Source organism: Psychrobacter sp. TAE2020 (assembly GCF_018919485.1).
Lineage (GTDB): Bacteria > Pseudomonadota > Gammaproteobacteria > Pseudomonadales > Moraxellaceae > Psychrobacter.
In genome coordinates, this window is the sequence record NZ_JAHLMU010000001.1 from 865,373 (window position 1) to 877,969 (window position 12,597).

Consider the following 12,597-nt stretch of genomic DNA (forward strand, 5'->3'; position numbering starts at 1 on the left):
GTTATTAGTTACTCTAACCAATCTAAGTCATCAAACAGACAGTTATAATAGCTAATCATCTGTTGGTTCAATATAAAATCGAGTCAGTATCCCTTGTATAGTTGACCATTATCCCCGTATTTTTTTTGTGATAAAAAAAAGACGAATTGATTGATAGTCATCATAAATTCGTCTAAATGAATGTAAATTTAAAACTATAATATTTACTAATAAAAGCCGCTAAGCTGAACTAAACGACAAAGTCCAGCACAGTAAGCTCTCCATAAGCAAGTGAGCGAGGCCAATCCGCAGCTATTTGTGGTACTGGTTGTCCCGCACTAATCATTTTGGCCGTATTAATCCAGCCAGAATGACCTACGGCTAGTATTGGCTTATCCGTCATTTGGGCCTTTAGCCAGCCTTCTACACGAGTAAAAAACTGTTGCAAGCTTTCGCCATTATCAGGGGCAAAGTGCGCAAAATTATTGCACCAGTCATCTATCTGTTGCTTAGCAATTTGCTGCCAAGGACGATTTTCCCAATCGCCAAAGTCAATCTCAATAAGCTCAGGCGCTATATAACATTCAAAGCCGTGCTGTACTAATAACTGGCCCACTATCAATGAACGTTGCAAAGGGCTAACCCATATCACTTTTGGCAATTGCTGCCGACGCACATAACGCTGGATTTGATTGGCAAGGCGCTTAAGCTTACGCTTATCAACAGCCATATCAGTCTGTCCAAAACACATACCAGCAGCAGCTAACGGTTTGGGATGTCGCCAGATATATAATAGAGGCACAAACGTCTCCTAGTCTTCAATAGTTTTCCATAATCAATAGCGGCAAAGCTTAGCGCTAAACTAACAGTGCTAAATTAACAGTAGCTAAATGGCAAGCTACTGAGTTACAAGATAATATACTGCAAGCTACTCATTGCGCCGTTAAATAAAAGGTAGTGTTGCTGCAAGCCCTGCATAGATTGCCACTTCACTCAGCTGCTGCGTAGCTCCTAACCCGTCACCAGTGTAGCCATCCAGACGTCGACGTAATAATCGACGCATGTAGTCGGTAGCAATCAAAGCCAACAGTAGCGCCAATAAAGCTTGCCAAATACTGATCAGCTGCACTGCTCTAGGGAAGACTAACAGCACTAAAATTATGCCTAATAATAGCCAGCCGCTAGCTAAAAAACCTTGAGCTAAAGTCAATTGTTGCGCCATAGGCTTAGCTTTGGCATGTTCTATTTCACCACCATAAGGCAGAAGTGCTATAAGGCTAGTACATAACAAGCGTGAAGCACTATGAGCAATTATCAGCGCCACTATCGCTACTGATACGGGCATAGCCGCCAGTAAAGTAATCTTAAGTAACAGTGCTGAGACTAAACCTAAAGTCCCATAAGTGCCTAAACGCGAGTCTTTCATAATCGTCAGAGTACGCTCACGAGTCAGACCACCGCCGAGACCATCACAAGTATCGGCTAAACCGTCCTCATGAAAGGCACCAGTTAGCTTGATACCAAAAACACTACTCACTGTTGCTGCCACTAACGGATTAAACAGTAGACTTGCCAGCCAAAATATGCCAGCACAGAGCACCCCTACCAACAGCCCCACCGCAGGAAAATGGCGACTGCTTTGATGCAGCCACTGTGGATCATAATGAGCGAATGAAGGGACAGGTATACGAGTCAAAAATTGCACCGCCACTAATATCAAGCGTGCTTCATAACGAATATGACTTAGTAACGATGCCATCAGTGGGTGTGCTCGCTACTGTTTTTACTTGGGCTTTCTCTATTACTTTCACTATTGCTTTCAGAGCTGGTTTTTTCACTAATACCAGCATCGCTAAAGCTGGCCATCTCATTAATGATAGCGCAGGCTGATTGTAATAGCGGATAAGCTAATGCCGCGCCACTGCCCTCTCCCAGACGCATTTGCATAGTTAACAGCGGCTCAGCGTTTAATAGCTTAAGCAAATGGCTGTGTCCTGGCTCGACTGAATGATGGGCAAATACGGCATATTGCAAAACTCCTGGCGCTAAGCGTTCAGCGACTAACAAGGCGACACTAGCGATAAAACCATCAATCAGTAATATCCGTCTATCACTAGCCGCTTGTATCAGCGCCCCTACCATCATCGCAATCTCAAGACCGCCTAATGCTGCTAATGCTGCTAGCGGCGATAACGCAGTGCTATGACGCTGCAATACTTGGCTTAAGATAGACTGTTTATGCTGCAGGCCTGTATCATCAAGCCCAGTACCACGACCTATACAGTCGGCAATCGGTAGCTCACCTAATCTGGCCAACAGCAAGCTCGCCGCTGAGGTATTGCCAATACCCATCTCACCAACTATTAATAAGTTGCCGGTTAGCTGCTGGGCGACTGCGATGCCGTTATTGAGGGCCAGCGTGCACTCTTCATCAGTCATGGCGGGTTCAGTCAAAGCATCACGGCTGCCGTGACGAACTTTATAGTCGAGCAGCTGCGGATAGTTTTGATTTGGTGAATGGCTGGTAAAGTGTGCGCTATCAAAATCAGTAGCAACGCCAGCATCAACAACTTTTAGCTCGATATTATGCTGACGCGCCAGCACATTAATAGCCGCACCGCCTTGTAAAAAGTTAAGCACCATCTGCGCGGTAACACTACTTGGGAATGCTGAAGTACCATGCTTGGTCAAGCCATGATCAGCGGCGAAGACCCGAATCTGTGGCTGCTCTATAGTAGGCGTAGTCGACCCTTGAATCAGTCCTAACTGTAACCCTAGCGTTTCTAATCTACCTAGTGCGCCTAGTGGCTTGGTTTTATTATCAATAATGTGTTGGAGCTGCTGCTGTAATTGCGGGTCAGCGATAGTGGCAATCTTAGGGATATTAAATGTGGTCAATGATTGATCCTAATGATGAGGTAAATAAATAGCTGCCTATGGTAGCAGAAACCACTATATAAATATCATTTCCTAGCTACTGTCATGTACTATAAAATAGGCCATTTAAAATCGGCGAAGCATCGCTGTACAACTAAATACGTTAGCTTTCCTAGCTAACGACAACCGTAATTTTATAGAGATTGTGATGATAGTATTTTGGCTTGTATTGACCATACTTTTTATTATTTTTGCTACTGCAAAACTGAAGTGGCATCCTTTTTTAGTGCTGATATTGTCAGCTTTTTTAGTAGCGTTATTTTATCAAGTTCCTCTTGATTCAGTGGCTAAAACTATTGCTGATGGTTTTGGTGGTATTTTAGGATATATTGGTCTAGTTATAGTATTCGGCACTATCATCGGACTGATCTTAGAGAAGACTGGTGCAGCGATTGTAATGGCCGAAACGGTTATTAATTTATTAGGACCACGCTTCCCTACTTTAACTATGTCTATAGTTGGGGCCGTAGTGTCGATTCCTGTGTTTTGTGATTCAGGTTTTGTGATCTTAAACTCGTTAAAAGAGTCGTTGGCAGAGCGCTTAAAAGTATCTAGTGTAGCAATGAGTGTTGCTTTGGCAACAGGTCTATATGCCACTCATACTTTTGTCCCTCCTACCCCAGGTCCTATTGCTGCTGCTGGCAACTTGGGATTAGAGTCAAACTTAGGCTTAGTCATCATGGTGGGCATCGTGGTCACTACTGTTGCTGTGCTGGCAGGTTGGCTTTGGTCCAATCGCTTTCTTAATGTTGAACCAGACAATATAGATGCTGATAATGCAGCGGCTGTTACCCTACCCGCAAACATGAAATCTCGTGAAGATTATAATAAGCTACCCTCAGCAACTATGGCTTTTTTACCCATCATAGTCCCTATAGTGTTGATATGTTTATCGTCTTTTGCTAACTTTCCTACAGCGCCTTTAGGCGACGGTTTAATGGCTGAGCTGCTGATATTCATTGGTAACCCATTAACAGCGCTACTTATTGGCTTGTTTTTATCGTTTCTGCTAATAGAGGGCAATGACAAAACTCAGCAAGTGAGCGATGCTATCTCACAAGGTTTAGTAGTAGCGGCTCCTATTTTATTAATCACTGGGGCTGGCGGTGCATTCGGTGCGATGTTAAAAGTTACGCCGATAGGCGACTACTTAGGCACTACGTTATCCGCCTTAGGATTAGGTATATTTATGCCATTCATCGTCTCGGCAGCACTAAAAACCGCTCAAGGTTCGACTACCGTAGCTTTAGTCACCACTTCAGCGATGGTAGCACCGCTGTTAGGACAGATTGGACTCGATAGCGAACTTGGCCGTGTTTTTTGTGTAATGGCTATCGGTGCCGGGGCAATGACTATCTCCCACGCCAACGATAGTTTCTTTTGGATTGTGAGCCAATTTAGTCGTATGAGTGTGGCACAAGCGTATAAAGCTCACTCAGTAGCTACGGGTATCCAAGGGGTGACTAGTATTATCTTTATCTGGCTATTAACCTTAGTCTTTATCTAATGGGTTTTATTTAATGAGTTTTATTAAATGCTTTTTATAGCAATAACTTTAATAGAGCTAAGCTAAATAGTGACAGCAGCCGCTATATCGACTGTGACTTTGCAATAAATAGTTTAAGAGACGCCAATGAATATCCTTATTGCCCCTGATTCATTTAAAGAAAGCTTAACTGCTTTAGAAGTATGCCACGCCATCAAGTCGGGCTTCACGCAAGTGTTTCCTGACGCTGATTACACCCTGCTACCAATGGCCGATGGTGGCGAAGGTACTTGCGAAGTGTTGTCTTACGCCCTTGGTGGTGATTGGCAGCAAGTGACCGTCCATGATCCCTCAATGCGCCGTATCAGTGCCAAATACTTGCTACTGCCCGATGCAACAGCGGTGATAGAAATCGCTCAAGCTTGTGGTCTGCATTTATTGACAATAGCAGAAAGAAACCCCTTGCTTACTAGCAGCTATGGCGTTGGTGAAATGATTACTGATGCCCTAAACAAAGGGGCTAAGCGTATTATCATCGGCTTAGGGGGTAGCGCCACTAATGATGCTGGGGTCGGTATGCTGACGGCTTTAGGCATTAAGTTTTATGATAGTAACGACCAGTTATTAGGAATAGGTGGTGAATCATTAGCTAAGCTGCAACGAATAGATGACTCAGCTTTTCATGCACAGATTGTCAATACAGTGTTTGAAGTGGCCTGCGATGTGACTAACCCGTTATGCGGCGAGCAAGGAGCTAGCGCTATTTTTGGCCCACAAAAAGGCGCTGATGCTCAACAAGTAGCGATCTTAGATAAATCTTTAAGCCACTTCGCTAAGGTCTGTCACCACCAACAGGCTAGCTATAATGCACCTAAAGAGGTTAAAAACGCTCAAGATATACCAGGAGCAGGCGCAGCGGGCGGCCTTGGCTTTGCCTTAATAAGCTTTTGTGGCGCCAAGTTGCAATCAGGATTTGATACAGTAGCCACCGCAGTAACTTTAGCGGCGCAAATCGCTGAGGCGGATTTAGTGATCACTGGCGAAGGTAAACTTGATGCGCAAACTGCTATGGGCAAAGTGGCTAGCGGTATCAGTCAACTGGCTAAGGCTCATGCCACTCCTATCATCGCTATTTGTGGCAGCGTTGAAACCTTAGAGCCTGCTCAAAGAGCGCAGTTCGATGTGATTATACCCAGCATTCAAAGGCTAGACACTATTGATAAAGTGTTAAATGATGCTTATGCTAATATCGAAGCAACCGCTATGAATATCGCTGCAGCCATCCGCTTGGGACAAAATTTACACTAAGGACAAGGCTTTATATAGTTCATCGACTGTATAAGGCCTGCGACTAACTCCCCAGTTATTAGCAAAACTATCCTACGACTCTACACTGATAAAAAAAGGACAAGATATTAGTTATCTTGTCCTTTTTATTAGTCTGTAAACTTACTGTTAAAGCTGTTGTATTTTACTGAGTAAGCCATTAGTTGCTGGCTAGTTATGTTTATTAAAAACTGGCTATTTTAGTGGTTGGTTCGATCATCATTTTGGCAACAGCTGCTGGATCGGCTACTGTAACGCCTTCGATCAATGCCGATGGATCAAGACCCTTCCCGGGCAGATAAATCGCGCACACTTCGACTTTTGTTTTGGTCTTTTCCATAATAGTCTTCATCAGACCTTGCGCACTCATATTCATTGGTGGTTGGCCAGTAGTGACACTTTTTGGCGCATCACGTAGTGCCATATCACCAGCTGCACCGCAAAGCAACACTTGAGCTTTTGCCCCTTGCTGTGCCGATTGCATAGTAAGCACCATAGACATCAACTGTACTTGAGCGTCATCCGAGGTGACTATCACCAATAAAGGCGGCGCTGCTTGTTTAATAGTACGGGTTTCTTCAGCAGAGACAGAGTTAACAGCAAACAAGGTGGCAAGTGCGGTCAACGTAGTGATAAGAATTTTTTTCATAGTATTACTCCCAGTGATATCGATTAACAGTACTGAAGTTAGCTTAACTACTAAATAGCTGCTGTTTAGCAACTATCGGACGGCTAAGCATTTTTTTGATAAAGCTGATTTAAAATTTTTAGCAAAAACCTAAACGAAGTATCTAATATTATATTAAACATAATGTATTTTAGTATAATAACATATTATAATGATTACTCTATAGCTGTTTAACTGTTATTAACAACGAACAAATGAGAGACAGTTAACCCTGAAGTAGATTCACTGATCAGTTTAACGCTCAACAAACTGACTACTCTATCAGGGCAATTAAGAAAAGATATAGCTATACGCACTGATAACCTACTGCAAAAGATTAACGATGATCTTTAATCCTCTATCAATAACTGCTGTAGTGCTGAGCACCCACAAGCCAGCAAGCAGAGAGCAGTGCGCTAGATATAAAAAAAGGACACCCTAATTATAGGATGTCCTTTTTATTCTCTGTAAAGCTAAAAACGAAACCATTACTCAGCTGCGATAACGGTGACTTCTACTAATAGCTCAGGACGGGCTAGTGCTGACTCACCGCAAGCACGGGCTGGTGGCTGTACGCCTTCGAACCATTTGTTCCATACTTGGTTCATGGCATCGAAGTTATCCATAGTGCTGATCCAAACGGTAGCAGAAAGCATTTTTGATTTGTCGCTGCCCACTTCTGTTAGCAAAGCTTCAACTTTTTCTAGGCAAGTCAAAGTTTGTGCTTGGATATCATCTTCAGCATTGCCAACTTGACCACTTAGATAGATAGTTTGATTATGGATGACGATTTTGCTAGCTCGTTCATTACTATGTAGCTTTTTCATGATATATCCCTATATTTTTAGTGTTATTGCTGAGCACTATTTTAGCTTATAGTGCTCCCTTACATTTTTGAGGAAATATTTTAACATATTTACATTTACAAGTTACGCTTTAGAGAAGCGCTGAGCGTTAAAAGGCTTAACATCAACGGTTAATGATTTATCGTGGATCAGCTCTTCTACTAGACGACCAGTGATAGGTCCTAGAGTAAAACCTTGATGACTATGACCGAAAGCAAACCATAACTTATCATGCTTGCCAGCTGGGCCAATGACCGGTTTCATATCTGGCATACAAGGACGCGAACCCGCCCAAGCTTCACTTTCCACTGCTTCATCTAATGGCAATATCTTGCGTGCCAGTTTCAATACTGTCTTTAGCTGACCAAAGTTCTTTGGCGCATCCATAGTGGTCATCTCAGCACCCGTAGTAATACGAATACCTTGTTGCATCGGCCCCATCACAAAGCCTTTGTCCATATCGAACATACTGTGATGGATAGTGTTTTTAGCACTGACTTTAAAATGCTGATGATAGCCACGCATTGGGAATAACGGCAGATCGTAACCGAGTGGTTTGATCAGCTCATTCGACCAAGGTCCAGCAGCGATAACTAGATGATCACTATAAAAAGTATCAGTAGTGGTAATCACTTTCCAGCCATTACCATCGCTACTGACTTCAGGAATGATTTCTTTGACATCAGTCTCTTTTATGATCCCTTGCATCTGCTCAAAACTTTTAGCATACGCTTTAACCAATAGGCTTGGGTTAGAGACTTGCCAAGAGTTTAACCAGTGAATAGCGCCAACAAAACCATCAAAATTGGCATTAGGCTCCAGCACTTTTAACTCATCTACACTCAATACTTTATGCTCAACGCCCTGCTCACGATCAAGGATAGCCGTATCAGCAGCTACCTTCAGGGTCTCTTTTGAGCGATGCAATTGCAGCCAGCCATCACGAGTAATCAGCTCATCAGCGCCAGAAGCTTCGATCATAGTCTGATGCTCGCTAGTACAATGGGCAATCAGCGTTTGCCATTCACTTTCAATCTGTTTGACCATAGCTGGTGCTGAGTACTTCCAGTACTGCAACAGCGCTTGATGATAGCGTAGGATAGCAGGTATACGATAGCGAATATCGGTACCTTGGTTAGGCATAACTCTGACCAATTCAGTAATCTGGCGCGGAAAAGGATGAGTATGAATCGCTTCACGCTGGATTAAACCTGCATTACCATATGAAGTCTCAAGTCCCGGCAGCTTTCTATCAAGCATTAGAACTTTTGAATTATTTTTCTGTAGATGCCAAGCAGCCGAAGTGCCGACCATACCCGCACCGATAACAATAACGTCATAACGCATAGCAAATCCTTTTAGAATAGGTACTAACCATAGATATCAAGATTAAAATATAACTACTAATAACCGCTACTAAAACTGAAGCTTAAAAAGCTATTAGCTGCTATAAATGCAATGGTGATAGTAACGCGTACTTAGCAATTAATAAACCTATATCTAACAGATATTTTTGTTAAGAGTTACTTTTTGTTATAGCTGATTTTATACCTTTATACTAGAGCTTTAAAACCCTTCTGTAGGTCTACTTTTTTACCCTTTAACCCTATGATTTCATATGCTGTTAAAAATAAATACACCGCTCATGCTGAAAGCTTAAGCCCTTTAACTGTAAGGCAAGCAGCGATTTTATCTATAATAACTTTGAGTCAGCGAAAGCCTAGTATTCTCCCATTGAGACTAGGCTTTAGTTCAATAAATAATAGAGCTATATTCAGGCAGCATAATATAGATAAACTTAACAATGGTTGAGTTAATTACTGATAAATAAATGAAGTCACTCTAGGGCTGACAGTTTAGGCTTTATGAGTGATAATGCAGCGCTGTAATTATTATCTTTAAGACAATAGCTGGAGCAATGCTTGTATGAACCCTGTTTTAATCGGCTATGGATTTTTGATGCTGGCCATCATCTTTGAGGTACTAGGCACAACTTTTTTGGTCAAGTCAGAACAGTTCACCCGCTTAGTCCCTACCTTATTAACAGCTATCCTTTATGTTTTTTCGTTTTATTTTTTGACTCAAACCTTAAAAACCCTACCTTTAGGTATCGCCTATGCGATTTGGGGCGGTATAGGTATTGTGTTGACGGCGATCATAGGACTTGTAGTCTTTAAGCAAAGCATCGATACCCCCGCTATTATCGGTATCGCCTTGATTATTAGCGGCGTGATAGTGATTAATGTGTTTTCGCAGACCGTTGGGCATTGAGGTTATAATAGATAGTTAAAACCTACAACTATAAGGTTAAAGTTATGAATCCTGAATTTTGGCAGAATGCATGGCATAACAACCAAACTAACTTCACTCAGAAAAAGCCAAATTTTATGCTCACCCAGCACTTCAAAACCTTAAACACTCCTAAAAATGGGCGTGTTTTCGTGCCTCTATGCGGTAAGAGTATAGATATGCTATGGTTTATCACACAAGGTTTTGACGTTGTGGGTGTCGAGTTAATAGCAACAGCCGTTGAGCAGTTTTTTATTGAAAATGATTTGATAGCGACAGTATCATCACACCCAACTATACCTAGCCTAACTTGTTACCAGACCAAGCACTTAGGTCAAACACTCAAAATCTGGGTTGGTGACATCTTTGATTTAAGTGCTGCTGATATTGGACAAATAGACGCCCTCTATGACCGTGGGGCATTAGTTGCCCTTCCAGACAATGAGCCGGACAACCTACGTACACGCTATACACAGAAAATTATGGCGCTCAGTAATAACGCAAACCAACTTCTACTATCGTTTGCTTATGACAGCGAAAAAAAGCATCATAATAATCAGAAAAATACTCCGCCATTCTTAGTATCACTAGCACAACTCGAAACGTACTATGCTAAGCACTATGATATAAATCTGCTAGAAAGGGAAAAGGCGGATTATGTTTCTACTGCAGGCGACTCGGGATATCGTCTAGTCTATGCGCTAATAACTAACCAATAGAGCTGTAAGCAAGTAGATGATTGAAAAGAAAAATACAGAAGGCTACAGCTATGCTGTAGCAAACAAGTCGCACCTCATACGATTGCAAATTATTTGCTATGTCTAGCCCCAGCTACTTATCAACTACCTCCGGTTTGGCAGCTTACCACCAAACCGGATCATCGCTCTCGACTATCAGTTTTTTGCTGCTTTCAATATCAACCTTATCCGCAGACAACTCTGCGATAAATCTTGACGGCTTATCGAAGTAGCCTGAGTAGCTAGCAAAGTAATCAGGTGCGGTTAGATACAGTCTCGTCTTAGCCCGGCTACAAGCCACATAAAATAGCTTGCGCTCCTCTTCTAACTCCTCAAAGTCATCTAAAGAGCGATGATGCGGCGTCATGCCATCGACTAAGGAATTGACGAATACTATTGGCCACTCCAGTCCTTTTGAGCTATGGATAGTCGAGATAGTGACTTTATCGTTATCCTCCTCACTACTAGCTTTAAACTGCCCCATAGCCGCTACCGAATCATTAGGTGGATCCAGCGCTAGGTTTTCTAAAAAGTTATCTAAGCTACTGTATTCAGTTGCTAGATTTTTGAGTACCCGAAAGTCCTCTGAGCGCTCACGCCAATTCTCTTCAAGAGTCTTTAGTACTGGAATATAAAACTCTAGAATATCTTCAATGACTTGCTCAACCGCTTGCGCCTGACTGGCCTTGCTTAGTAGTGCATATAAAGATTCAAGCTGAGCGCTTTTTTTGCTAAACACTGGTGCACGCAACGGCTCAAAAGAATTATTATCGGCATTAATTGCCTGAGTAAGCTTAGTCGCCGTCACCCCGCCTACCCCTCGAAACAAAGTCAAAATTCGATGCCAAGCGATAGTGTCATTAGGGTTATAGAGTATCTTTACAAAAGCCAATACGTCTTTGATATGACGTCTCTCGACGAACTTGATACCGCCAACCACTATAAAGGGGATACCACGCTCCATAAATTCTAGCTGTACATAGTTGGATTGAAAGGACGTCCGGCACAGTACTGCGTAGTCGTTATAGTCGTGATCTGCTTTATGCTCAATTATTTTATCAGCGATGTATTTGGCTTCACGATTTTCATCGCTCAGACGGCTAAAAACAGGCTTTTGTCCTACTATAGCCATCTTAGAATATAATTGCTTTTGATAGCCTAAAGTGATTTGTGCTGACAAGGCATTGATATAATCTAAAACTGCTGGCGTGCTTCGATAGTTTTGCTCCAATTTGATCAGCTTAGCTTCTGGATAAGTCTCACCAAATAGTAGAATATTCTCATAATTCGCCCCGCGAAAGGCATAGATACTTTGGTTGTCATCACCAACCACCATCAAGGATACTGAGGCTGGCGCACAAATAAGATCGATCAGCTGCTTTTGGGGAATATTAGTATCTTGATATTCATCGACCATCACATAACGATAATTCTGCTGTACCAGCTGGCGAAACTTACTATTATTTTTTAGATGACTGACCACTTGACTGATAATATCGTCAAAATCATACAAGTGATTGGCGCGCTTGTACTGATGAAAGTCAACGGCTAACTGCTCGATAATAGGAGTATGTATCGCTATGTCTGGATAGTTATTTTCTATTAACTCACCAATATGGATACGGCGATTTCTAGAGCTTGAAAAGATATTTTGTAGGGTCTTTTTGCGTGGAAAGGCCTGCTTTTTAGTCTGCGCTGGATACTTCTTTTCTTTATAAATAAGATCAATAGCATCTTCACTATCGGCGGTATCTAAGATAGTAAAACGCGGATTGATACCTAGTAGTCCTGAGTATTGGCGCAGTAATCTATTGCAGAATGAATGAAAAGTGCCACTAGTGATATCGTTAAGCGCGTTGCTGCTTGCTGCTGTACTCGCCAGCAAAGTTTTAGCTCGACCTTTGATTTCGTTAGCCGCTTTACGAGTGAACGTTAACAGCAATATCTCTTTAGGAGCAACCCCATTCTCCAGCAAGTAACTCGTCCGATAAGTTAAAGTCTTAGTCTTTCCTGACCCTGCCCCAGCAATCACTAACACTTTGCCCTCGATAGTAGTTGCGGCAAGTAGTTGATTGGGATTTAGCTCACTAGCATAATCAACTTTTAGCGGCTCAGTAAGGCTTTCACTGCGACTTTCACTACGACTTTCAGTAGCATCTTCAGCCTTAATAAGGTTCGCTTCTAACTTATTGATTGCTTGCTCTAAGCGTGCCAACTTAGGCTTGATATCAGCAAAGTTTTGCGGATACTGATAGCTTTGAATATTAAATAGGGATGCCGTCATTATTAGTTATTGCCTTACTGTTTTAAGGTTTAAAATTTTGCGCTTTA

The 12,597-nt window shown here is 42.2% G+C and carries 11 protein-coding genes; 4 read left to right on the forward strand and 7 right to left on the reverse strand.

Annotation, left to right across the window (positions count from 1 at the left end; translation table 11 throughout):
* Nucleotides 1-229: 229 nt before the first annotated feature.
* The 3 genes from KPY62_RS03355 to cobT all read right to left on the reverse strand — a co-directional run bounded on the left by KPY62_RS03355 (nt 230) and on the right by cobT (nt 2,877).
* Nucleotides 230-781, reverse strand: coding sequence for a histidine phosphatase family protein (locus KPY62_RS03355; protein ID WP_324033780.1), 552 nt, complete (start codon nt 779-781; stop codon nt 230-232).
* A 141-nt stretch (nt 782-922) separates the two neighbouring features.
* Nucleotides 923-1,738: an adenosylcobinamide-GDP ribazoletransferase gene (gene cobS, locus KPY62_RS03360; protein ID WP_216580814.1), complete on the reverse strand. Its 816-nt coding sequence runs from the start codon at nt 1,736-1,738 to the stop codon at nt 923-925.
* On the reverse strand, nt 1,738-2,877 hold the full coding sequence (cobT, locus tag KPY62_RS03365) for a nicotinate-nucleotide--dimethylbenzimidazole phosphoribosyltransferase (protein WP_216580815.1): 1,140 nt from the start codon (nt 2,875-2,877) through the stop codon (nt 1,738-1,740). Before cobT ends, cobS begins: the two co-directional genes overlap by 1 nt.
* Before the next feature lie 187 nt (nt 2,878-3,064).
* Between cobT and KPY62_RS03370 the strand changes: the two genes are divergently transcribed.
* Nucleotides 3,065-4,423: a GntP family permease gene (locus tag KPY62_RS03370; RefSeq protein ID WP_216580816.1), complete on the forward strand. Its 1,359-nt coding sequence runs from the start codon at nt 3,065-3,067 to the stop codon at nt 4,421-4,423.
* 126 nt (nt 4,424-4,549) lie between these two features.
* On the forward strand, nt 4,550-5,710 hold the full coding sequence (locus KPY62_RS03375; protein ID WP_216580817.1) for a glycerate kinase: 1,161 nt from the start codon (nt 4,550-4,552) through the stop codon (nt 5,708-5,710).
* A gap of 202 nt (nt 5,711-5,912) precedes the next feature.
* On the opposite strand, the gene KPY62_RS03380 is transcribed toward KPY62_RS03375, so the two are convergent.
* The 3 genes from KPY62_RS03380 to KPY62_RS03390 all read right to left on the reverse strand — a co-directional run bounded on the left by KPY62_RS03380 (nt 5,913) and on the right by KPY62_RS03390 (nt 8,587).
* Nucleotides 5,913-6,377: a hypothetical protein gene (locus tag KPY62_RS03380; RefSeq protein ID WP_216580818.1), complete on the reverse strand. Its 465-nt coding sequence runs from the start codon at nt 6,375-6,377 to the stop codon at nt 5,913-5,915.
* 506 nt (nt 6,378-6,883) lie between these two features.
* On the reverse strand, nt 6,884-7,222 hold the full coding sequence (locus KPY62_RS03385) for a RidA family protein (protein ID WP_216580819.1): 339 nt from the start codon (nt 7,220-7,222) through the stop codon (nt 6,884-6,886).
* Nucleotides 7,223-7,324: 102 nt separating this feature from the next.
* Nucleotides 7,325-8,587, reverse strand: a complete 1,263-nt coding sequence (locus KPY62_RS03390; RefSeq protein ID WP_216580820.1) for an NAD(P)/FAD-dependent oxidoreductase — start codon at nt 8,585-8,587, stop codon at nt 7,325-7,327.
* Nucleotides 8,588-9,166: 579 nt separating this feature from the next.
* Here KPY62_RS03390 and KPY62_RS03395 point away from each other — a divergent pair.
* Nucleotides 9,167-9,511, forward strand: coding sequence for a DMT family transporter (locus KPY62_RS03395; protein WP_216580821.1), 345 nt, complete (start codon nt 9,167-9,169; stop codon nt 9,509-9,511).
* Between the two features lie 44 nt (nt 9,512-9,555).
* Nucleotides 9,556-10,248, forward strand: coding sequence for a thiopurine S-methyltransferase (locus tag KPY62_RS03400; protein WP_216580822.1), 693 nt, complete (start codon nt 9,556-9,558; stop codon nt 10,246-10,248).
* Nucleotides 10,249-10,390: 142 nt separating this feature from the next.
* On the opposite strand, the gene KPY62_RS03405 is transcribed toward KPY62_RS03400, so the two are convergent.
* Nucleotides 10,391-12,550 carry an ATP-dependent helicase gene (locus tag KPY62_RS03405; RefSeq protein WP_216580823.1) on the reverse strand — a complete coding sequence of 720 codons (2,160 nt, stop codon included), beginning with the start codon at nt 12,548-12,550 and terminating at the stop codon, nt 10,391-10,393.
* Nucleotides 12,551-12,597: the final 47 nt, after the last annotated feature.